Raw genomic sequence first — 23236 nt, forward strand, 5'->3', positions numbered from 1 at the left:
TTACATTCTCTTTACAATTCATTCACAAAATTTATTCAAAATTTTATGTCACCATAGTGTTTTTTTGTATTAAACAGAAAGTAGAAATCTTCGCAAAACCTATTTTTAAGGCATTTCACTGTATTAGTAAAAACAAATACAGAGATACATCTATGATTTTGTGAACAAATTGTATATTACAGGATTGTAAATTTTCATGTAGAATAGAAGAATTTTATGTAGATAAATTAAAGATTTTGTTATGATAGTAAAGTTTAGAGGCTAATTTATTTATATCCAGGAGGATTCGATTTACATGCTTAACTCAAAAAAACAAGACCCTTTCTTTATAGCTTTGCATAAAATTGCTGAGAATATGAGAGAGGCCGTACATTATGCGAATGATTTTCGTATTAACAGTGTAGCTGACCTAAAAGAGATTAGCATTACTATGAAAAATTACGAAACAGCTGGTGATAAGCTCATTCATGAACTAATCGTGATGCTAAATAAATCATTTATGACACCTATCGAACGCGAAGACATTCTAGAATTCGCTATTCGTATGGATGATGTATTAGATGGTACGGAGCATTGCATCGCTCATTTTGAGATGTTCTCTCTAACTGAGGTTGATGAATCAATGCGTACTTTCTTAGGCTATATTTCAAAAAGTGCTGATGAAATTGTTAAAGCAACAGAAGAGTTAAAGAAAAAGAATCTTATTGGCATGCGCCCACACGCAATTCTTATTAAGGACTATGAACGTGAATGTGATGAAGTACAGCGTTCGTCAATTAAACAACTATTTTTAAATGAAAAAGATCCAATTCGACTTATTAAATATAAAGATATATATGAGCAACTTGAAGATATCGCTGATCATTGCCAAAACGTTGCAAATACAATGGAAACAATTATCATGCGTAATGCGTAATTAGGAGATGGGCACTTACAATGAACACAATCATTATTCTAACCGTACTGGTCGTTATCTTTGCCCTAACATTTGACTTTATCAATGGCTTCCACGATACAGCAAATGCTATCGCAACTTCAGTTTCCACTAGAGCATTGAAACCTCGTGTAGCTATCATGCTGGCTGCAACGATGAACTTTATCGGAGCGATTACCTTTGTCGGAGTTGCTAAGGCTCTAACAAAAGACATTGTAGATCCATTCTCTTTAAATGCTTTTGAAGGAGACACAACGGGTTCAGTTGTTATTTTAGCAGCATTAATCTCCGCCATTATTTGGAATTTACTAACATGGTATTTTGGTATTCCATCGAGTTCTTCACATACTCTGATTGGGTCCATTGCTGGTGCAGCAGTTGCGTCTGCGGGCTTCGGAGTTCTAAACTATAGCGGTTTTACTAAAATCATTATGGCCTTAGTGCTATCACCAATCCTTGCGATTTGCGCTGGATTTATTATGATGACACTGTTTAAATTATGGTTTAAAAACTTAAATTTATATCGTACGAATAAAGGTTTCCGTACAATGCAAATTTTCACTGCCGCAATTCAATCGTTTACACATGGCACAAACGATGCACAAAAGGCGATGGGGATTATGACGATGGCGTTAATCGCTGGTGGTTTGCATACAGGAGATGAAATCCCTTTCTGGATACGAGCTGCAGCAGCAACTGCAATGGGGCTTGGTACTTCTATCGGTGGCTACAAAATTATTAAAACAGTCGGCGGTAAAATCATGAAAATCCGTCCTGTAAACGGGGTAGCAGCAGATTTAGCTTCTGCATCAGTTATCTTCGGCGCAACATTAATTCACCTACCAGTATCTACAACACACGTTATTTCTTCCTCTATCATGGGTGTCGGCTCTGCACAACGTGTACGTGGTGTGAACTGGGGAATGGCGCGTAAAATCGTAACTACTTGGGTTATTACGATGCCAATTTCAGCAGTTATGGCAGCTGTTATTTACTTTTTGTTATCGTTATTTTTTTAATATGACTGCATACTAAGACTCCTGTTCCTTATTGGACAGGAGTCTTTACATTGTCACACGACAAAATGCAACACATCCTTTACACTATTTTAAAAGGGGGATCGAACCTACTATGAAAAATTTTTCAGCTTTTATTACAGCCCACGCTAAAGCTATCGTAGCTTTATGGTTCGTAATTTTTATTGCCATGGCTATGTTTGCAATACAACTTCCAAGCAAGCTTCATGGAGATGGCTTTTTTGTTAAAGGAGATCATACCTACGTAACAAATGAGCTTGCAAAAACATTTGATTTGCCTTCAGATACAATTTTGGTCGTCTTCAATCCGGCTGACGATAAAAAAATTCAAGATACTTTAAAAAAGTTGAAAAAAATTAAGGAGATTCATTCAATCCAGTCACCACTTGATGATTCTTCTTTACAAAAAAATGGTATAGCTTATGCCATGGTTCATATTAAAAATAATGTTGAAAATCTGCCTGATGTTGTGAAAGACATCCGTTCATTAATAGAGAATGACGGTGTGAGCATTACAGGCGGGCCTGTTATTTCTGAAGACATCAATACAGCAAGTCAAAAGGATTTAGCATCAGCGGAAGCAATAGGCTTACCAATCGCTATCATAGTGCTATTACTTGCTTTCGGTACTGTCGTAGCCTCAATCTTACCTATCATTATCGGAATTGTTACTGTTGTAACTGCGTTTGGAATTTTGACTTTGTTTAGCGGTAATGTCAATTTATCAATTTTTGTGTTAAATATAGTACCAATGCTTGGACTTGCATTAAGCATTGATTTTGCCTTGTTGTTTATTAACCGGTATCGCGAGGAACGTGCCCATACATCCATTGTACAGGCCATTCAAACGGCGATACAGACAGCTGGTCGTTCTATCATCTTTTCTGCTGCTTGTGTCATGATCGGCTTAGGTGCGATGATTGTCATTGATGTCGAAATTTTTCACAATATCGCTTTAGGAGGCGCAATTGTTGTATTCCTTGCAGTACTTTCTGGCTTAACCTTGCTACCTGCTACGATGATGCTATTAGGAGATCGCCTAAATAAATGGAGATTATTACGTGTAAAACCTGATAGAGCAAATCGTTGGCGTGGCTTTGCTGGCTTTGTCATGAAACATCCAGTTACCATCGTTATTACGGCATTATTATTACTAGGTATTGGTATGATTCCATTGAAGGATATTAAACTTACAATTCCTCAGGTGGATTCATTACCGACAAAATATGATGCTCGTATAGCTTATGATCAGTTAGACGAAACGTTCGGATTTGGTAATACCTCTACCTTATATTTACTAGCAGAACGTAAGGAAGGCTGGGAAGATAGTGAGGGCAGAAAGCTTATTTACAATATTCAAGAAAAATTACTTGATGACCCACTAGTAAATCATGTATCAACCATTTATACGACCGCTAACATTAAGTCACCTGAGGAACTCACTGCATCTTTGAAAATTCCACAAGTGGCAGAACAATTAAAACCAATTCAAAATACATTCTCTAAAGATAAACAACTCTTTATCCCAATTACATTGGATGCAGCCGGTTCATCTACTACTGCTCAAAAATTCGCTCGAACATGGAAAGATAAAGATTTAGGTGTCGACTTTACTCTCGGAGGTCCTGCGAAATTCAATCAAGAAATTTTTGATGAAATATCTAGTAAAATTTTCTTGGCTGTATCGATTATTATCGTTTCAACGTTCTTTATTTTAATGATCGCTTTCCGCTCTATTTTAATCCCACTGAAAGCGATTATTATGAATATTATTGGGCTTTCGTCGGCTTTCGGTATTCTCGTCTATATTTTCCAATACGGACATTTGGGTATTGATGCCGGTACAATTGTACTTATTATCCCAGTTATTGTATTCTGTCTTGTATTCGGCTTAAGTATGGACTATGAGGTCTTTTTAATATCACGTATTCAAGAGGAATATCAAAAAGGGGCAGATAATACGAGCGCCACGATTGACGGTCTAACCTCTACCAGTCGTATCATTACATCAGCAGCGCTTATTATGATTGTGATAACGGGGGCATTTGCTTTTACAGATGTGCTGCCTGTGAAGCAAATTGGAGTTGGTATAGCTATTGCAGTTGCTATCGATGCAACTATTATTCGTCTCATGCTCGTTCCAAGTCTTATGAAGCTCTTAGGTGACTGGAATTGGTGGTTACCCTTCGCGAAGAAGCAAAAATAAAAGAATCCGCAACTCTCTCACAAAGGTTGCGGATTTTTCCTTATTTTGAATAAATACGATCGTACCATTCTTTTGCTGCTTCTACCTCAGGCATTGTTAGCTGATGACCATAATTAAACCATACAGTTGTCACATCTGCCCCTGCTGATGTTAAAAGCGCCTCTAAATCTTCAGATTCTTGAGCAGAACACATTGGATCATTCGTTCCAGCACCGATAAAGACAGGAATTGAAGAAAGAGTAGGTAATTCAATATCACGTCTAGGTACCATTGGATGATGCAATATTGCACCTGCTAGAGCGCCCTCATAATGGAATAATAGGCTAGCAGCAATATTCGCGCCATTAGAGTAGCCGATAGCAACAACTCGATTACGGTCAAAGCCATACTGCTGTGCTGCCTCTAATAAAAAGTCATTTAATTCCTTCGTATGGAAAATTAAATCCTCTATATCAAAAACACCTTCCGCTAATCGACGGAAAAAGCGTGGCATACCATTTTCAAGTACATTTCCACGAACACTTAAAATGCTTGCTGTATCAGCAATTTCCTTTGCAAGACCAATTAAGCTTTGTTCATTTCCACCTGTACCATGTAACAGTAAAAAAGTTGGTTTTGTTTCATCTGTTCCTTTATGAAAAACGTGCTGCATTTACAGTCCACCTCTCGATTATCTTGAATTCGAGATAATTGTAGCCTGTGGCAAAATTAAATTCAAGCTCTTTGACTTATTAATTTCTCGATTTTCACGATTTGGCTGTTCCTGATGGTCTTTATAAAATTTCGTAATCGTAAATACCGAAATTAAACAAACAGCTATAACAGCAACAATAACTACTCCCACTATTTTTTTCCCATTCATTCGTTCTTATCCCCCGAATTACTTATTTCTTTTTACGAAAACCTTCTTCTAGTAAATATTCTTTCGCGGCATCATGTGTACCAAAGGCTTCCTCTAAATTTTCACCGTGATAAACATTCCACGAACGTTGCTCAAAGGCTAGCATTAATTTAACACCTTCGCGATTTTGCCATATCTCTTCGATTGGCTCTTGCTCCTCTTGTTCTTCCGACAAATATTGAATGGCGTCTTCAATAATTTCACGAAGCTGTTGTTCATCGTAGTCACGAATATTTACTAGGCATTTATCGTTTGCTTCTTCTTCATAGCGCAATAAATCACCAACGAAGACGAAGCCGTTGCCATTTGGGTGTAGCTTTTCTACAATAATTGTCTTTTCATAAAGGCTGTCCATAAAGTGATAATTTAGGCGTTTTAATGAAATTTCCTTCTTCGTAAGTTCAGAAAATGAGTCGATGATGGCTTGCTTTTGTTCAAATGTTAGCATATAAAAATGCTCCTTTTCTATTCAATATCTCTTTTAGTATAACTTATTCTTCCTGTTATATTGAAGTAAAATAGGCAGTACTAAAAGTAAAGTTTGATGTCCATAACGTGTAGGTTGATTTCCGTTCCGATTGGGCGCTTTTATCGCTGTCGCTCCGATGTTGGTCACGAAGGCGTTAACACAGGATGTGATGGTCTTAGCCTTCGTTCCTCTATTGCTAATCCCCAAGGAGTCGCCCAATCTCCACTCCAATCAACTTATTCACATGGCATACCCTAAAAAAATAATAACCCTAACTTTTGATGACAAGACAAAAATAGTAGTATATTTACGAAAGCTAGAGCCTAATAATTATCTAATATAAAGGTAAAAAAATCCGCTTAAAACTCCCTGCGGATAGAGCAAGAGCGCATCGATGCGGCTCATACACTGTCCAAGGAAAGCAAAGCGGATTTTACCTTTTACAATTTTGCTAGAGTTCTGATGGAAGACTTTTTCAGTCTCCCACAATTCATAACATTTTATCTTTTACAAACTGAATAACATGAGCAACGTATAGTTCACGGTAAGGGACGAATTGTGCAGCACCTACTGGGCGCGCAATTTTTGCTCGTTGACCATCAGGGAAATATTCATAGCCTTCAATATTCAGAGTAGCTGTTTCTCCTAAAAAGAATGCCTCTGCCTCGTCAAGCTTTGCTCGAACAACCCCCGACACTTCCTCATACTGCAGTTCAAATGATTCCCAATCGTGTTTGAATGGATATATAAAAACATGACAAAATTCATTATCAATCATATTTTCCGAAACGATACTACAAGATGTCATGCCCATTTTTACCACTTCGTGTACGTTGACATTGAGCCCTAGCTCTTCCTTCACTTCACGAATTCCTGATTCTACTGTCTCTATGGCTAATAGATGCCCTGCTGCTGTAATATCAAGTAAGCCAGGGTAGTCCTTTTTTTGTGTACTACGGATTTGGAAATAGATATAGTCCTCATTGACTAGCCAACAGTGGAATGTTTCATGCCATAGCCCTTTTTCATGTACCTCTGCCCTAGTTGCTGTCCCAATCTGTTCATGCTGTTCATTAAAAACTTTCACAATTTCTTGTTCCATTTTTTCGACTCCTATACTGACTTCGTAGCCTTTTTCTTAATCTCGTTACGTTCATCATAAATATTGGATACGATCACTTTTAATACTGCATAAAATGGTACAGCAATAATAATACCGATGAAGCCTGCAATATTACCTGCTGCTAAAATAACTGTAATGACTGTTAGCGGATGTATATCGAGTGTTTTTCCCATTACATTAGGAGTTATAAAGTTACTATCAATTTGCTGCGCCACGAGTGTGACAACAGACACCCATATGACTAACACAGGATCCTGAACAATAGCCACAATCAGTGCTGGTGTAAAGGCGATCCATGGTCCAATAAACGGAATCATATTCATAAAGAATGCAAATATAACAAGCAGCAACGAGTAATCTAAACCTATAATTAAATACCCGACATACATAATGAGTGCAAGTAAAAAACTAATTTGTAGCTGCCCTTGAATATAGCTACGTAAAACAACGTCAATTTCACTTAACGTCTTTTTCACCCATTCACGACGTTCACCACTAAAATATTTATAAACTGACGGCGCAAATTTTTCATGATCCTTCAACATAAAAATAAAGAAAAATGGAATTAAAATAGCTAATAAAGAAACTGATACAACTGATTGTAAAAACGAAACTAGCCCCTTACTTGCCACAACGGCAAAATGCTGTGCAGAATTTGCCATATTGTCAATAAAATCATTTAACTGTGGTGGGAAGTTATCCTTGTTTTTAAACACATAATCAGCTGCATCTTGAATACTAGCACTAATCTGTGGTATATTTTTCACTAAATTATTAACCTGCACTGCAATCGGATTACCAACGACCCAACCAAAGCTACCAACAAGCGCTATTAGTCCAATGATTATCGTTAATATACTCGCCCATCTCGGCCATTGACGCTTCTCTAAAAACCTCTGAATCGGCTCCGTAACATAATACAAAACACCGCCAAGCAATAAAGGTATAAAAATAGCCTTTAAGATAATAACAAACGGAGAAAAAATCCAATGAATCTCTATAAAATATTTAATGATTAGTAGAGCAAGTAAAACCCCTACTCCTACTTGAAACCAAACTTTCCTCGTCACTTTCTTCACTTCCTTTTATCACAGTTACTGAAAATACTACTTATATATTAACCATTTCGCAAGTATTCAATTATTTATTGTCAAAACAAAAGAGTTTTTGAAATTTAAAAAATTCACAACCCTCCAACATCAATCCCGCTAGCCCCTCAAATGCTAAAGCATCTGAGGAAGCTCGGACGGATTGTTTCCCACAGGAGTGTCGCGAATTTTCACTAATGTTGCATAACGCAGTAGTTTATAATTTTGTATCTTCTACTGAATTTAAGTAATTTTCAATATCACCAATAACGGATTCAACACAGCCGTCCTCAAATGGCGAAATTAAGCCTGCTTCTTTTACAAGCTTCGTAAAGGACATAGAGCCACCTAAACCGCATAAATGGATATAATCCTTCCAAGCAGCTTCAAATTCTTCACGTGAACGTTTCCAGAATTGGAATGCACAAATTTGTGCTAACGTATAATCAATGTAATAAAACGGACTTGCATAAATATGTGCCTGACGTTGCCATATACCGCCTGCTTCTAGATAGCTGTTATGATCATAGTCACGGTGTGGTAAATAAGTTTCTTCGATTTTTTTCCACGCTGCTTTACGTTCAGCTGGTGTCATATTCGGATTTTCATAAATCACATGCTGGAACTCATCAACTGCAACACCATAAGGAAGGAATAATAAACCGCTACTTAAGTGTGTAAACTTATATTTTTCTGTGTCTTCCTTAAAGAATAGCTCCATCCATGGCCATGTGAAAAATTCCATACTCATCGAATGAATTTCACAAGATTCATATGTCGGCCATAAATATTCCGGGATGCCAATGTTACGGCTTGAATAGACTTGGAAAGCATGTCCAGCTTCATGTGTTAACACATCGATATCGCCAGAAGTACCATTAAAGTTCGAGAAGATAAATGGCGAGTGATAGTTTTCGATAAATGTACAATAACCGCCACTCTCTTTTCCTTTCTTCGCCACTAAGTCCATTAAATCATGGTCAATCATGAAGTTGAAGAATTCACCAGTTTCAGGTGATAGCTCTTCATACATTTTTTTACCGTTCGCAACAATCCACTCCGGATCGCCTTTTGGCGTAGCATTTCCTGATAAAAAGTTTAATGCTTCATCATAGAACTTCAAGTCAGAAATACCAATGCGTTTTGCCTGACGCTCGTATAATTTTGTTGCAAGCGGCACGATCAAATCACGAACTTGGTCACGGAATTTCTTTACCATCTCTGCATTATAATCAATGCGATTCATTCGAATATAGCCTAGTTCGACATAGTTTTTGTATCCTAATTTAACAGCTATTTCATGACGCACCTTGACAAGTTCATCATATAATCGATCAAATTCCTCTTCATGCCCAGCAAAAAATCCAAAGCGTGCATCTGTTGCTGCCTTACGCATTGCACGATCAGTAGACTCCGCATATGGTCCAAGCTGTGCAAGTGTTAATGTTTCACCATTAAAGTCAATTTGTGCAGAGGCAACTAGTTTATTGTATTCTGAAACAAGCTTATTCTCCTTCTGCATTAAATCAATGACTGTTGGCGAAAAGCCTTTAATTTGATAAGTTGCTAGATCGAATAACTGTTGTCCCCATTTATCTTCTAACTGTTCGCGGAATGGTGAAGCGATGAGTGCTTTATAATATTCTGTTGTTACCTCTTCTAGCTCAGGGCCAACTTCGTCGAAATAATCACGTTCTGCATGATAAAATTCATCATTTGTATCAATTGAAGCACGAATATACACTAAGTTCGCCATCGTAGCATAATCATTACTCAATCCGTTTAATTCCTCAATTATTTCACTTTGCTCGTCCATCGTTTGAGCATTTTTAAATTGCTCAATTAAAGATAATTGTTGCTCTTTCATTACCTCAATATTTGGACGATTGTATTCATAATCTTTAAACGTTTTCATATAATTCCCCTCTTTCTATCATATACCCCGTTATATTTCTATTATATGCCAAATCTATGTTATTAAGAAACAAATTAATAGCCAAATATATATGTTTTTAATAGTGCTGCCCTTTCACGTAGCGTTAACTTAATTTCCACCGATTTTGGCGTTTTTGCCGCAACGACATCTACTTCAAAACCTAAAGACTCAGCTAAATATTTGGCACGCTTTAAATGAAAATCATTAGAGACAATCGTGATTTCCTTAGTTCCTTTAGGCAAAAGTTCTTTAGAAAATAGTAAGTTTTCATAAGTTGAAGTAGATTGGTCTTCCACTAATATTCTATTAGTATCAATGCCATTGTCCTCTAAGTATTTAAGCATGACAGAAGCCTCTGTCCGATCTTCATCCCCCCCTTTTCCACCTGACACAATTACTTTTACATTTGGATACTTTTTCAAATACTTTACAGCCTCTTCTAATCTATTTTTCAAAGAAAGCGATGGAATTCCACCCGGTTTTACCTTCGCTCCCAGGACAATCATGTATGTAGCTGTTCCGTTTGCAGCCGGCTGGAGACCTTGTTTCATCTCCTCGCCGAGCCAAATATAAACAACAACACTTATAGCAAGTAGTAAAACCCCCAATTTTATTACCCATTTTTTCACTATTTATCCCTCCCTTACCTTTTATTAACGCTTAGGCAAGAAAAAGGATGCTTGTACTAGAATTACTGTACAAACATCCTGATTGATTATCTTAATATAAAACGCTTAATAGATTCCTGTAATGCTGTTATTTCATCTGTCAAATCATTGGAAGACTCACTAACAAGCTGAATGGCACGCTGTTGTTCATCAACAGATGCCGTTACTTCCTCTGATGCAGCGGCATTTTTCTCACTAATCATCGCAATACTTTCGATAGATTGCATAATGATATCCTTTGAGCTATTTAAATATTCTACTCCCGCAGTCATTTCCCCAACGACGGAAATAATCTTCTCTACAGCCAATTCAATTTCCTTGAAGGATGACTCCGTTATGGCAACCGACTCGTTTTGCTGACGAACAATGACGTTTGTTTTCTGCATCTCATCGTTCACTAAATTAGTTTCACTTTCAATTCCCTTTAAGGTTGTACGCACTAGCTCAGTTGCTACAGATGTTTGATCCGCTAGCTTACGTACCTCCTCAGCTACAACTGCAAATCCCTTACCATGCTCACCAGCTCTAGCCGCCTCTATTGATGCATTCAATGCAAGCAGGTTCGTCTGATCAGAAATCTCGGTAATAGTACCGACAATGCCTTCAATCTCCCTGACTTTCACAATTAAGCTATTAAATACAGCATGAACATTATTAATCAATTCTGAAGACTCGTGTGATTTCTCTTTTAAGCTGTTTAAATTTAAGAGCCCCTCTTGATTTGATCGCTTCATATGTTGAGATGCATCAAGCATCACTTCATTTTTGTCATGCAATACTTCAATCTGATGGGCAAAATCAATAGCAGTTCTATTTGTATCCTCAGCATCTGAAGCTTGCTTTGCTGCACCGTCCGCGACCTCATTTATCGCTTTTACTATTTCATCTCCATAAGCGTTTGTTTCCTCTGCCACAGATGTTAAATTTGACGATGTCGATTGAATTTCTACAATAGCTTCCTCTACATCTGTAATTAAAGTTTTCAGTTGATCAACCATGTCATTAAAACCTTCATTTAACTGACCAATCTCATCTGAGCGTTGTAGATTTTCGATTTCTACAGTTAAATTCCCTTTCGCTACCTCACGTACTCGTTTCGATATTTTTTGCACTGGTAAAGCTAAATGTCTCGAAACCATTATGACCACTACAGTACCTACAATAATAGCACCTAATAATGTAATACCAATAACGAGTAATAATGAATTAGCTTCTTTATTAAAGTCTTGCATATATGTACCTGATGCAATGATCCATCCCCAATTAGGATCCTTTGCAGAATAAATTATTTTTGGAGCTAATACATCTTGACCCGGTAGCGCAAACTCATATTGTGTAAATCCTCCACCAGCAAGTGCTTTTTCGATTACTTCCCGAATAAAGTAATTGCCGCTACTATCTTTATCGTTCCAAAGGCTATCCCCTTCTCGAGTCGGATGAGTTGTTAATGTCCCTTTATCATCTAAAACATATATATAACCATACTTCCCTAAGTCTCCAGGATAATTTATTGGCCTCTTTCCTTCACTATCCTTTGGCCCTAGAAGTGCCTCCCGCACCCGTTCCTGTGCAACTTCCAAAGGAACGTCACCCCTTTTAACACTCTCATTTGCGAGCTCGATTAATTGCAAAGTAGATTCAACACTATTTTTAATAACTTGTTCGCCAATATTCTCCATACCTTTATTTGCTTTATTATAACTAACCAAACCTATTGTTAAACTAGGAACAATTAACAATACTAATGAAATGATAATTAGTTTCCCTTGTATTGAACGTGAAAACTTCATTCTTTAGCCCCCTTTTCTCTTCGTTCACCATGACTATTAATCTATATTATGTTACGATTTGTAATTTTTCACAATGGGTAAAACGTAATTTAAGTATGAATTATTCGCTTTTTTACCCAGATATGCTCGATCACCATAATTGGATAAGCTAGGGCACTTTCCTGAGGGCGACCGATGAACTGAAATCAAAGAAAAAACTATCTTCCTACAGCGATATGCCTTATAGAAAAATAGTTTTTTGATTTTATCGTATTTACCTAAGAAATGATCATAATCCAAGCCACTAAAGCTATTAAAGTAGCGAAAAGAGTTGGTATTGTTAAAATAATACCTATTTTTAAATACTGTACCCAGCCAATTTTTATTCCTTTTTGCGCCAGTATATGGAGCCATAACAATGTTGCGAGTGAGCCAATCGGTGTCATTTTAGGACCTAAATTAGTGCCGATGACATTTGCATAAATAAGCCCATCTTTAATAATGCCAGTTGCACTAGTTTCAGCAATAGCTAATGCATCAATCATTACAGTTGGTAGGTTATTCATAATAGCTGACAAAATCGCTGCAACAAACCCCATTGTTATCGTTGCTACCATCAACCCTTGCTGTATCGCGTGCTCTAATAGACCTGCTAGCAATCCTGTCATTCCTACATTTTTCAAGCCATATACAACCACATACATACCGATAGAAAAGAACACAATATTCCACGGTGCCCCTTTCACAACTCTCTTTGTATCTACAATATGGCTACGTCGTGCAAGCAGGAAAAAAATAGCCGCTACACCACATAAAATAAATGACACAGGAATTTTGAAAAACTCACTCGTAAAGAAACCAACTAATAATATCGCTATAACATACCATGATAATAAAAATAATCTCGTATCTCGAATTGCTAGCTTCGGATTATCAACTGCCTCAAGTGAATATTCTTTTGGGATTGAACGGCGAAAGACAATATAAAGTACAGTAATACTTGCCAATAAAGAGACTAAGTTCGGTATCAGCATATGTAAGAAATATTCCATAAATCCAATACCGAAATAGTCTGCTGACACAATATTTGTTAAATTACTAATGACTAACGGTAATGATGTTGTGTCTGCTATAAAGCCACTTGCAATAATAAATGGAAAGACCATTTTATCGCTTAAATTCAACTTACGGACTATCGCTAGAACGATTGGGGTTAGTATTAAAGCTGCACCATCATTAGCAAATAATGCTGAAACAATAGCGCCTAAACAGGAAAGATAAATGAATAAGCGGATACCACTTCCCTTTGCGATGCGTGCCATATGTAGGGCAGACCATTCAAAGAATCCTATTTCATCTAAAATAAGTGAAATGAAAATAATTCCTATAAACGATAACGTTGCATTCCAAACGATCTCTGTTACCTCAACAACATCTTGCCAAGTAACAACCCCGAATGTCAACGCAATTGCAGCACCAATACAAGCAGACCAGCCGATCGATATTTTACGTGGCTGCACTATTACAAAAAATAAAGTTACTAAAAATATAGCAATCGCTAAAAGAGCTTGCACTGTTTTCCTCCCTATATCAATTATGCCTCGGTATAATTGCGTCCGAATCGGCTTTGTGCTTAGGCCTGCAGATGTTTTTTGTGCGAAAGCGCAGTGCTAACGTAGCGACAGCAACAGATGTTTTTTGTGCGAAAGCGCAGTGCTAACGTAGCGACAGCAACAGATGTTTTTTGTGCGAAAGCGCAGTGCTAACGTAGCGACAGCAAGCCTATTATCATGAAATCTTATGCCACCAGGAATATCATTTGTCTACATATAAAACCAGTAGCTTAAATTTGCTACTGGTTTTATATGTTTATATTATTCGCCTAAATCTGCATTATGGTAAACGTTTTGGACATCCTCTAAATCTTCTAATGCATCAATTAATTTTTCAAATTTCGCAATGTCGTCACCAGTTAATGCTACTTCTGTTTGTGGAAGCATTGAAAGTTCCGCTACTGTAAATTCTTCAACACCAGCTGCTTTTAGTGCTTCTTGTGTAGCAAAGAATTGGTCCGGCTCTGCATAAATAATGACAGCCTCTTCTTCTTCCAGAATATCACGAGCATCAATATCTGCTTCCATTAAAATTTCAAGAACTTCATCTGCTGATTTACCTTCTAAACCGATAACTGCTGTTGAATCAAACATGTAAGCAACAGATCCACTGACACCCATATTCCCATTATTTTTACCAAATGCTGCACGTACATCCGAAGCTGTACGATTAACATTATTAGTTAAGGCATCAACGATTATCATAGTGCCGGCTGGTCCGAAACCTTCATAACGTAATTCATCGAAGTTTTCATCGCCGCCACCCTTCGCTTTATCAATTGCTTTTTCAATAATATGTTTAGGAACACTGTATGTTTTTGCTCGTTCGAGAACAACTTTAAGGGCACGGTTTGACTCAGGATCTGGTTCGCCTGATTTAGCTGCCACATAAATTTCACGTCCGAATTTTGCATTAATACGGCTTGTGCTTTGGTCTTTTGACGCTTTCTTTTCTTTAATATTGTTCCACTTACGACCCATTGTTTCCACTCTCTTTCAACATTTTAGTTTATCAAAATCATAGATACGCAGCTGCACATCTGTAAATGGTAGGTAAATCAATTATGCCTCGGCATAATTGCGTCCGGATTCGGCTTTGTGCTTAGGCCTGCACGATGCAGGTCAGTTAGCCGTTATCGCATGGATGCGATGATTTTAGGCTAACATCCTTAAATAACTCCTTTCCGATTCCGTGACATCCGCCGGAGGCTTTAACTCTTTTCAGCAAATGTCTTTTGTACCGAAAGCGTAGCGACAGGTACAGGTGTTTGGACACCGGCTGAAAAGTTACCTAAACCAGCATTCATCTCACCACCTATATAGGAAGGAGACTTCTGCTGAAAGAAGTTAAATACTTATCGTATCTTTACTCTGCAAATAATAACACAAATGATGCTTTCAAGGCTAGATATCCCAATGTTTAAGGTGAATTTATTAAGCATTAATTGTAAAAAACATTTCATTACCAAAAGTTATGGATGACATTTGTTAAAACGTCTGCGCGAAAGCGGATTGATAACGAAACGGCAGCGACTGTGCGAAGCGAAGCGACAGCAACAATGCTCCCAGTCGGAACCGAAATCAACCACACGTTATGGTGATAATCAAAAAATTGTTTCACTTAGAGCCACTTTACAATTGGTTTTCTACTTTGATTTTTTCTAATAGTGCATGACAGCCTTCTAAAGCTAAATCATAGGTTTCTTGAAAATCTCCTGTATAGTATGGATCAGGCACGTCTTTTCGATGGTCGGTTAAATCTAAAAAGCGGAAAATCTTTGGGGAATCAATATTGCCAAGCATCGTTCGGATATTACGTATATTGCTATCATCCATGCCAATAATGTAGTCAAAATTTTCAAAGTCAGCTTTTTGTAATTGTCGGCCCTTCATCCCTTTCGTTGAGATGCCATACTCCTTTAGCTTTTCTTGTGTTCCTCTATGAGGGGGTTCATCAATATGCCAAGAGCTTGTTGCAGCCGAATCTACTTCAACTTTATGACTTAAATGCTCTTTCTCTACTAAATCACGCATGACCGCTTCAGCCATTGGTGACCGACATATATTCCCCAAACATACAAAAAGTACTTGAATCATTTCTATATCCTCCCACAATTAATTTTGCCAGGCGTAAATGTAGCTGTCGCTTTGCTTTTGCTACAGAAAACATATTCTGAATGAAGATAAAGCACTCAAAATCAATGATTCTGAGTGCCTTCTTAGTTATCCAGCATATGACTGGCAGGAAGCTACTCCACTTCAAAAGGTTGTGAAGGTTTGATTTCTTCACAAGGAGGCTTCATCTGAATTTGTTTCACTTTATTTCTTTTCTGCTGCAATTCGTTTCTCTAATTCTTCAGTTAACGCTACTAATTCATGCTCAAGACGATGAGTAAATTCCTCGCGTCCTTCTTTACCTTTACCTGTTACATAAAATGGCTCTCCGTAAATTAGATAACCCTTTCCACGCTTAAAAACATCGCCGGCATTACGCGCACCAACGTAAGCGGCTGGTACAATTTGAGCTTTAGAGAGCTGTGCTATAGTAATCGCACCTTGCTTTAAATCCGTACCATCAGCATTTCGTGTACCTGATGGGAAAATCCCGACGATTTTACCCTCTTTCAATAACTGTGAAGGGATTTTAATAACACTTGGTCCTGGATTGTCACGGTCTACCGGAAATGCATTTAAACGCTCTATAAGCCAGCCAAGGCCTTTTATATCAAATAATTGCTTTTTAGCCATAAAGTGAATTTCTCGAGGAGTCATTGAAACCCCAAGGTTTAAAATATCAACATAGCCCGTATGTGTACATGCAATAATAAACCCACCTTCCTTCGGTAAGTTTTGCTCCTCATATACACGCGCCTTTGAGCCCGTTAATGTTAATATCACTTTTACAAGATTTGCTATAAATTTATACACTGTTTCATCCTACCTTTTCAATAGTTATACCTATTGTAATCGAAAAGACCAGTATATAGCAATTGCATATGAAATAACTAGATTCTTCCCACTAATACATCAACATCAATCGTAATTTCATTTAAATGGATATTGACTTCTTCTTTTTTATGCCAGCCCATCGGTGTCATTTCAAGCAGTGCTGGTACAAGCTCTGTAGCTAGCGGTACTGTATAAGTAATACGTTCTACACTAACATCAGCAAAGCTTTCTTTAAAACGAGCAACTATTTGTTCATTTGAATACGACTCTTTTGTAGAATCCGCATATAATTGTGCTCGAAGCTCATGTAGGTACCCGCTTTGAGGTACAACCTTCACAACACAACCATTCTGAGTTAATAGACGTTTAAATTCTTCGTAATTGGCGGGCGATAAAATATTTAATATGGCATCAAAGCTTGATTTTGCAAATGGACTTTTCGCTAAATCACCAACACACCAAATTTGCTCTGGATAATGTCGGGAAGCAGCAAGTATGCCTTCTTTCGCTATATCAATACCCATGCCTAACCCTTGTTTCTTCGCCATAATACGGGATAAATGTGAACCCTCACCACACCCTGTATCAAGCACTGTTTCTGCATTAGCAACTAACTCTCCGATTTTATCTTCTACTAAATCATAGATACCACTATCAATAACTGCTTTTCGAGATTCAAAGAGATCTTTACTGTACTTAGAAACAGCACCATGTGTCAGCATATTGACATAGCCCTGCTTGGCAATATCAAAAGAATGATTTGAGGAACATACTAAACTACCCTGCTCAAAAACACTCATTGACTCCTGACAAATTGGACAAGCAAAAAGCGTAATATTTTTATCCATTAAGGCTGCCCCTGCAGCTCTTTTAGAAAGTGCTCCCATTAATTTACCTCCTTCTGTTCTGTAGGTGAAACAAGTGCAAAACGCTCCCACTTACGACTTCTCCATCTAAAGTATACGATAATGGCTCGCATCCATTCATCTGCCGAAATCGCTAGCCAAATACCTACTAAACCCCAGTCTAAAACGAATACAAATAAGTAACCGAGTGGAAGGCTCATACATACCATTGATAAGAAACCGATTTTCACCGGGAATCTTGCATCCCCTGAGGCACGCAATGAGTTAATAACCACAATATTCATCGTACGCCCTGTCTCAAGTAGAATACTTAATGCTAGGACAGATGCTCCTATTGCTATGACCTCTGGGTTATCAGTAAAAACGTGCATAAGTTGCTTACGGAATATCGTCACAACAGCAACCATAGTTATCGTAAAAACGAAAGCGGCTCGTACACTTGACCAAAGCTGATGATAAGCTTGATCTTTTTTACCAGCACCCACATTTCGCCCAATAATTATAGCTGTACCTGTACCGATTGCAATCGCAAACAAATACGTAAACATCGAAATATTCATGGCATATTGTCTTGCTGCAAGTGTCTCTGAACCTAAATATGTTGCATAATAAAGGAAGACAATCTGACAGAACTGATAAAGCACCTGCTCAAATGCTGAAGGTAAGCCTATATTTAATATTTTTCGAACATATTCCTTTGAATACTCAAAATAGTATTCTAGCTTCACTCTTACTTCCATGACTTGATACAACAACCAGAAAAACACAAGAACTGCTAATCCACGACTTATAACTGAAGAAATAGCCGCTCCTTTTACACCTAGCTCCGGTAATCCAAGGTTACCAAAAATTAAACCGTAGTTTAATACAACGTGTAGCACATTCATACCTAGTGATACATACATCGTTTGCTTTGTCCATCCATGCACACGGATAATCGCTGCTAACGCATTTATAACTGCCTGTAAAAAAATGAAGCTTCCTATAATCACCAAATAGCTTTGGGCGTATTTAAGCACTTCCCCCTGCAAGTTCATCATGGTCATTAAATGACTCGAAAAGAAGAAAAATAAAACACTCATCAAAAGTCCAACGACCATATTCATCGTTACTGCTAAAGCGGAAATCTTCGCCGCTTCAAAAACGCGCCTTGAGCCTAAATATTGAGATACAACAATGGAAGCACCATTACCAACTACTTCAAGTATTAAAATTGCAATATAAATATATTGATTGGCTGCACCAACCCCGGATACAGCATTATCTGATAAAGCACTAAGCATAAAAGTATCGGCTAATCCCATTAACATAAATAAAAATACTTCTAAGAATATCGGCCACGTTAAATGGAATAAACTTAACTTATTTGTCTCTTTTATATCACTTTCTCTCAATGCATCTGCCAATACTTTTCACTTCTCCTATACGCTTTATAAAGATTTTTACGGGCAGTACCTGACGCTTCGTTTTCAATAAAGATAAATTACTGCCCGTTAACGCGGGATAAAAATATATAGTATCTTATCATAGATTTTTAGGCTATAAAGGTTTTTTTCTAATGAAACATGCAAAGCTAGTATAATACGTAAAAATCCCTTCCACAATTTTATGTGAAAGGGTTTCTTGTTATATTAAGCAATGATCCTGCAATTGCTTACGTTTTTCTGTTGTTAAGCCAAACTCACTCTCTAAAAAAGCGGTCTTAGAGCCATATCGGTTTTCCATTGCATCAAATGCAGCTTGTAAATACTCCTCACTGGCAGACATTAAGGCATAAAATTGCCGTAATTCTTGATCGCTATAATCATGCTGAATTGTCTGAGCCATTCTCTCTACTAAAGGACGTAGATGTACATTCGTATCTAAATAGTCCTCCATTATCGTCTCCTCAGGTACATCTAAAGCAAGTAAAATAAGTGCGCTGCCAATACCTGTTCGATCTTTCCCGACAGCGCAATGATGAACAAGCCCTAAATTTTCAGGGTGTTGAATCGTTGCCATTAACTCCTTGAACGAGGCATTATTAAAAGGCATTTGTGCGTAAAATTCTCGGAATATCTCTGGGCTTACAACCTTATAAAAATCTTTCCCACCAGTATTTGTAGGCATCTCAAAAGCATGATTTCCCTTTGCTGGTATTTGAATATTCTTGGCATACGGGAATACCGGATTAGGATTAGTTTGAGCCTCATGGTTGTCTCGATAATCAAAAATTGTTTTCACACCTAGTGTTTCAAAAAGCTCCTTATCTGCTTTCGTCATTTTACCAAGCGCTGCTGAACGATAAATCAAACCATTCTTAACAGCACGCCCATCTCTCGACTTATAACCACCCATATCACGGAAATTATAGACTGCCTCAAACGGAATAATCTTCATATCAAACTGTTTCACTCACTGCACCTCCCTCTGTTAGCAAGCATTCTTATCTCTATTTTATAGAACAATTCGATATAATACCAATATTCACACTAGGAAATGTCATCACTACTTAGAGCTTTAAAGGTATTTATTTGAGCGCTTCTTTGTCGGAGCGGAGCGGGTGGCCATATTATCTGATCACCTCTCACTCTCACCGAAGTAGAGCAGTTATCCACTCTTCCCGATCACTTTTCCTTCCAAGCGGAGCGGGGTCAAGGAATCTTCACAGTGAAGTGTTCACACTACCAGAGTAATTACCTAGTTAAAAAAGCTGCCCTTTAAAGGACAGCTCCAAAATTCTATTTTTCCATATAGACTATTTAAATAACTCAGGGTATGCGGCTTTTGCTATTAACTCAACAGCTTCGCCAATACGTGGACCTGGGCGGTTCGAAATATCAGTATCTATATAGTAAACTGCTTTATTTTGAATGGCAGTGATTGAATTCCATCCATCACGAGAAAGGATTTCTGCCGCTGGGTCTTTCACATAGTTTACTGTTGTTAAGATGACTTCTGGGTTTTTCGCAATGACATCTTCCTCAGATACCTTTGCCCAGTTTTGGAGATCAGCAAAAACGTTCTTTACATTTGCAGCATTTAAAATCTCTTGTTGGAACGTACCAGAACCTGGTGTATATAAGTCTGGCTTTGGACTAATTTCTAAGTAGATATTTTTCGGTTCTTTCACATCTTTGACTTTCGCTTGGACTTCCGCAATTTTAGCTTTAATATCTTTATCTAACTTGTCGCCTTTATCTTTGATTCCCATTACCGTTGCGATTTGTTGGATATCCCCGTAAACATCATCAAATGATTTAGCTGATTGAATGGCAAACACTTTAATACCGGCAGCTTCGAGACCTTTTAAGGCATTTAAATTTTCATCATCGCCTCCAGTCGTATAAGCAATAACGACATCTGGCTTTAACGCTAAAATACGCTCACTATTGAATTTTACAGTATCAGAAACACGCTCAATTTTTTGAGCTTCTTCTGGATACGAATCATACTCAGTTGCACCAACGATTTTATCACCCACACCTAAAGCAAATAAAATTTCTGTATTACTCGGCTGTAATGAAACAATAGTTTTAGGTACGGCATCAAACTCTACTTCTACGCCACGGTCATCCTTAACTTTATAGCTAGTTTTCTCTACTTGTTGATTTTCCTTAGAAACAGCATCTTTATTAGTATCCTCTTTCGCACCACAGCCAACTAATACAAGTGCCAGCATCAACACAGAAAGCCATTGAAGTTTAAACATTTTTTTCATTTCATTGATTCTCCTTTTTCTTTTTCATCGGGTATGACTTACTAATAAACGGTATTTCGGCAATACCAGCATGCCGATTCATATAGACAGCCATTACAAAAAAAACATTGGCTAGCAATCCTAAATAATCAAAAAGAATAGCTGGTACTTCTCGTTCTTCAGATACTTTGTGCAAAATGCGATATGATTTTTTCGCCTCACTACGGCATAAATGTAATGCAGTGGCAGCCTCTGTTCCTTGAGGTAATACAAAGTTCTGTATTTCTTCCTTAACATGACTAACATAGAAATCATAGCGATTACTTAGCCAAGTTAAATCATCTTCGGTTACCGCTAATTTACCTCGGACTGAGCCATTTACATGGTAAGCCATTGGCAAAATGGCTAATAAATCATCCGCTACTACCTCTAACGTTTCTTTTTTCACCGCTGTCAAAGCGACGCCAATATGTGTTGTAAGGCTATCCGTTCGAATTTCAAAATCTACTGTTAATGCCTTTTCACGCATAAATGGATAACAAGAAAAACGTGCATCTTTTTTCAAATCTAAGTCCCCGCTTTCTTTCATGAAAAATTCTTACTTTATAAACACCCTTGGATCTCATCAGGTGAATTAATAAGTGCACATAAAAAAACGCTGTTCCCACTCCTAAGGAAACAACGAAAATAACATAAATAGTGTGTCGTATAGACACGTCATAGCCTATGTATTTGCCGCATATTCTCCTAGCTTCCGAAGAGTTATCTATACGTTCAAACAAAGGTCGGTCTCCTGGCTTGTACAGTTTATTCAATCACGTTGTGAGTCATAAAAAAACCTTCCCATCAAATAATTCGACAGTGGTATATCTTTATGATTCCTGTACTTACAGTTGCGGAAACAGCTTCGGTTTTTCACCGAATTCCCGATTATGCTATAGTTTAGCACCCTTATTCTGCAAGAATTATTCACTTGTAAAGCAGTTTAACATATATTGATAGGAAAAAATAGCTTTGAAATGAACGGAAAACAAATGAATATGAACAATAGTAAGCCCTTTTTCTACAAAGCTATACAAAAACATTCTCTATTCTGATTTCAATGAGAGTTAAAGTTATGGCTCTTCACAATATGTACTTGACTGCACATTCCATGTAGGAGGAAGCTTTCCGTAAATTTAGTCTAATCCTCCCTCCATATACTTTCATCGACCAACTTTTTTAATCAAAAACGGATTTTAGTATTGATCCAAGGTTTTATAAGATTCTTTCAATAGCTCGCTCAATATCAAGCTGTGAATCTGTAGGTTCGAAGCGGGCAACTGTTTTACCATTTGTATCTATTAAAAATTTTGTAAAGTTCCAGCGAATATTACGACCGTCTAAAAAACTAGGTGCAATTTGGATAATTGCTTCTGCCAGCATTTTTTCCTGCATACTTGCCTTGCCGAATTCGCGATAGTCTATCTCGTGCTTTAAATAATTGAATAATGGGTGTGTCGCATCTCCATTGACCTGCACCAATTCAAAAATTGGGAATGTTACACCATAGTTGATTTTACAAAGTTGTGTAGTTTGTTCGCCATCTTCAGGATTTTGATTATCAAATTGATCACAAGGAAAACCTAATACAACAAAATTATCTTTCTCATATTTGCCATACATTTTTTGTAAGTCTTCGAATTGATATGTAAAACGGCACTTGTTTGCTGTATTAACAATTAACAGCGTTTTTCCTCGATAAGTTTCCATTGATAATATTTCACCATTTGGCTTCTTTACTAAATAATTATAAATACTCATTATTTAACTCCTTTTACTTTTTCATATATTATCAGGTGTGTTATTAACCATTTTGAAGACAGCATTTTCCGCTAAGGGCATCAAAAAAAATCCTATTATCGGTCAATAATAAACCTATTTTTTCCTAATCAACACGCCTGGATATATTATAAACTAATTCTCTATTAACGAAAGAATTTTCATAAAAAAATAGCC

The 23236-nt window shown here is 37.4% G+C and carries 21 protein-coding genes and 1 riboswitch; of the genes, 3 read left to right on the forward strand and 18 right to left on the reverse strand.

What is annotated here, in order from left to right; translation table 11 throughout:
• Positions 1-295 precede the first annotated feature (295 nt).
• The 3 genes from ACQKNC_RS11945 (at position 296) to ACQKNC_RS11955 (ending at position 4177) form a co-directional block, all read left to right on the forward strand.
• Positions 296-916, forward strand: coding sequence for a DUF47 domain-containing protein (locus ACQKNC_RS11945; protein WP_079562474.1), 621 nt, complete (start codon positions 296-298; stop codon positions 914-916).
• A gap of 20 nt (positions 917-936) precedes the next feature.
• Complete coding sequence (locus ACQKNC_RS11950; protein WP_427425067.1) at positions 937-1953, forward strand: inorganic phosphate transporter; 1017 nt, start codon at positions 937-939, stop codon at positions 1951-1953.
• Between the two features lie 112 nt (positions 1954-2065).
• On the forward strand, positions 2066-4177 hold the full coding sequence (locus ACQKNC_RS11955; protein WP_427425068.1) for an MMPL family transporter: 2112 nt from the start codon (positions 2066-2068) through the stop codon (positions 4175-4177).
• A gap of 40 nt (positions 4178-4217) precedes the next feature.
• Here the strand turns inward: ACQKNC_RS11955 and ACQKNC_RS11960 are convergent, their stop codons facing one another.
• The 18 genes from ACQKNC_RS11960 to ACQKNC_RS12045 form a co-directional block, all read right to left on the reverse strand.
• Positions 4218-4829, reverse strand: a complete 612-nt coding sequence (locus tag ACQKNC_RS11960; protein WP_427425069.1) for an alpha/beta hydrolase — start codon at positions 4827-4829, stop codon at positions 4218-4220.
• Positions 4830-4847: 18 nt separating this feature from the next.
• Positions 4848-5039, reverse strand: a complete 192-nt coding sequence (locus tag ACQKNC_RS11965) for a hypothetical protein (protein WP_427425070.1) — start codon at positions 5037-5039, stop codon at positions 4848-4850.
• A 22-nt stretch (positions 5040-5061) separates the two neighbouring features.
• Positions 5062-5526 carry a hypothetical protein gene (locus tag ACQKNC_RS11970; RefSeq protein WP_427425071.1) on the reverse strand — a complete coding sequence of 155 codons (465 nt, stop codon included), beginning with the start codon at positions 5524-5526 and terminating at the stop codon, positions 5062-5064.
• 511 nt (positions 5527-6037) lie between these two features.
• Positions 6038-6649, reverse strand: a complete 612-nt coding sequence (locus tag ACQKNC_RS11975; protein WP_427425072.1) for an NUDIX hydrolase — start codon at positions 6647-6649, stop codon at positions 6038-6040.
• An 11-nt stretch (positions 6650-6660) separates the two neighbouring features.
• On the reverse strand, positions 6661-7740 hold the full coding sequence (locus tag ACQKNC_RS11980; RefSeq protein ID WP_427425073.1) for an AI-2E family transporter: 1080 nt from the start codon (positions 7738-7740) through the stop codon (positions 6661-6663).
• A gap of 235 nt (positions 7741-7975) precedes the next feature.
• A complete protein-coding gene (locus ACQKNC_RS11985; RefSeq protein WP_427425074.1) occupies positions 7976-9673 on the reverse strand; it encodes a M3 family oligoendopeptidase in 1698 nt (565 codons plus the stop codon).
• A gap of 74 nt (positions 9674-9747) precedes the next feature.
• Complete coding sequence (locus ACQKNC_RS11990) at positions 9748-10323, reverse strand: YdcF family protein (protein WP_427425075.1); 576 nt, start codon at positions 10321-10323, stop codon at positions 9748-9750.
• A gap of 86 nt (positions 10324-10409) precedes the next feature.
• Positions 10410-12152, reverse strand: a complete 1743-nt coding sequence (locus ACQKNC_RS11995) for a methyl-accepting chemotaxis protein (protein ID WP_427425076.1) — start codon at positions 12150-12152, stop codon at positions 10410-10412.
• A 257-nt stretch (positions 12153-12409) separates the two neighbouring features.
• Positions 12410-13705 (reverse strand): arsenic transporter, encoded by a 1296-nt coding sequence (locus ACQKNC_RS12000; protein WP_427425077.1) that lies wholly within the window; start codon positions 13703-13705, stop codon positions 12410-12412.
• 300 nt (positions 13706-14005) lie between these two features.
• Positions 14006-14725, reverse strand: a complete 720-nt coding sequence (locus ACQKNC_RS12005) for a YebC/PmpR family DNA-binding transcriptional regulator (RefSeq protein WP_427425078.1) — start codon at positions 14723-14725, stop codon at positions 14006-14008.
• 651 nt (positions 14726-15376) lie between these two features.
• On the reverse strand, positions 15377-15841 hold the full coding sequence (locus ACQKNC_RS12010) for a low molecular weight protein-tyrosine-phosphatase (protein ID WP_427425079.1): 465 nt from the start codon (positions 15839-15841) through the stop codon (positions 15377-15379).
• Between the two features lie 222 nt (positions 15842-16063).
• On the reverse strand, positions 16064-16672 hold the full coding sequence (locus ACQKNC_RS12015; RefSeq protein ID WP_427425080.1) for a lysophospholipid acyltransferase family protein: 609 nt from the start codon (positions 16670-16672) through the stop codon (positions 16064-16066).
• Positions 16673-16749: 77 nt separating this feature from the next.
• Positions 16750-17580, reverse strand: a complete 831-nt coding sequence (locus ACQKNC_RS12020) for a putative RNA methyltransferase (RefSeq protein WP_427425081.1) — start codon at positions 17578-17580, stop codon at positions 16750-16752.
• Positions 17580-18965, reverse strand: coding sequence for an MATE family efflux transporter (locus ACQKNC_RS12025; protein ID WP_427425082.1), 1386 nt, complete (start codon positions 18963-18965; stop codon positions 17580-17582). Before ACQKNC_RS12025 ends, ACQKNC_RS12020 begins: the two co-directional genes overlap by 1 nt.
• A gap of 220 nt (positions 18966-19185) precedes the next feature.
• On the reverse strand, positions 19186-19953 hold the full coding sequence (locus tag ACQKNC_RS12030; RefSeq protein ID WP_427425083.1) for a tyrosine-protein phosphatase: 768 nt from the start codon (positions 19951-19953) through the stop codon (positions 19186-19188).
• Between the two features lie 343 nt (positions 19954-20296).
• On the reverse strand, positions 20297-21259 hold the full coding sequence (locus ACQKNC_RS12035; RefSeq protein ID WP_427425084.1) for a helical backbone metal receptor: 963 nt from the start codon (positions 21257-21259) through the stop codon (positions 20297-20299).
• 1 nt (position 21260) lies between these two features.
• The gene (locus ACQKNC_RS12040; RefSeq protein WP_427425085.1) at positions 21261-21803 is read right to left on the reverse strand and encodes an ATP:cob(I)alamin adenosyltransferase; all 543 of its coding nucleotides are present in this window, start codon (positions 21801-21803) and stop codon (positions 21261-21263) included.
• 201 nt (positions 21804-22004) lie between these two features.
• Positions 22005-22207, reverse strand: a riboswitch (cobalamin riboswitch).
• Positions 22208-22495: 288 nt separating this feature from the next.
• Positions 22496-23041 carry a glutathione peroxidase gene (locus ACQKNC_RS12045; RefSeq protein ID WP_427425086.1) on the reverse strand — a complete coding sequence of 182 codons (546 nt, stop codon included), beginning with the start codon at positions 23039-23041 and terminating at the stop codon, positions 22496-22498.
• Positions 23042-23236: the final 195 nt, after the last annotated feature.

The sequence above is a fragment of the Lysinibacillus sp. NPDC094177 genome (genome assembly GCF_050279145.1).
GTDB lineage: Bacteria > Bacillota > Bacilli > Bacillales_A > Planococcaceae > Lysinibacillus.

What these genes read in the sequence shown, in the direction of transcription:
- ACQKNC_RS11955 (WP_427425068.1), top strand. Translation starts at nt 2,066, where the DNA reads ATGAAAAATTTTTCAGCTTTTATTACAGCCCACGCTAAAGCTATCGTA.
- ACQKNC_RS11985 (WP_427425074.1), bottom strand. Translation starts at nt 9,673, where the DNA reads ATGAAAACGTTTAAAGATTATGAATACAATCGTCCAAATATTGAGGTA.
- ACQKNC_RS11975 (WP_427425072.1), bottom strand. Translation starts at nt 6,649, where the DNA reads ATGGAACAAGAAATTGTGAAAGTTTTTAATGAACAGCATGAACAGATT.
- ACQKNC_RS11950 (WP_427425067.1), top strand. Translation starts at nt 937, where the DNA reads ATGAACACAATCATTATTCTAACCGTACTGGTCGTTATCTTTGCCCTA.
- ACQKNC_RS11960 (WP_427425069.1), bottom strand. Translation starts at nt 4,829, where the DNA reads ATGCAGCACGTTTTTCATAAAGGAACAGATGAAACAAAACCAACTTTT.
- ACQKNC_RS11945 (WP_079562474.1), top strand. Translation starts at nt 296, where the DNA reads ATGCTTAACTCAAAAAAACAAGACCCTTTCTTTATAGCTTTGCATAAA.
- ACQKNC_RS12035 (WP_427425084.1), bottom strand. Translation starts at nt 21,259, where the DNA reads ATGAAAAAAATGTTTAAACTTCAATGGCTTTCTGTGTTGATGCTGGCA.
- ACQKNC_RS11995 (WP_427425076.1), bottom strand. Translation starts at nt 12,152, where the DNA reads ATGAAGTTTTCACGTTCAATACAAGGGAAACTAATTATCATTTCATTA.
- ACQKNC_RS11970 (WP_427425071.1), bottom strand. Translation starts at nt 5,526, where the DNA reads ATGCTAACATTTGAACAAAAGCAAGCCATCATCGACTCATTTTCTGAA.
- ACQKNC_RS12020 (WP_427425081.1), bottom strand. Translation starts at nt 17,580, where the DNA reads ATGGGAGCACTTTCTAAAAGAGCTGCAGGGGCAGCCTTAATGGATAAA.
- ACQKNC_RS12010 (WP_427425079.1), bottom strand. Translation starts at nt 15,841, where the DNA reads ATGATTCAAGTACTTTTTGTATGTTTGGGGAATATATGTCGGTCACCA.
- ACQKNC_RS11965 (WP_427425070.1), bottom strand. Translation starts at nt 5,039, where the DNA reads ATGAATGGGAAAAAAATAGTGGGAGTAGTTATTGTTGCTGTTATAGCT.
- ACQKNC_RS12005 (WP_427425078.1), bottom strand. Translation starts at nt 14,725, where the DNA reads ATGGGTCGTAAGTGGAACAATATTAAAGAAAAGAAAGCGTCAAAAGAC.
- ACQKNC_RS12045 (WP_427425086.1), bottom strand. Translation starts at nt 23,041, where the DNA reads ATGAGTATTTATAATTATTTAGTAAAGAAGCCAAATGGTGAAATATTA.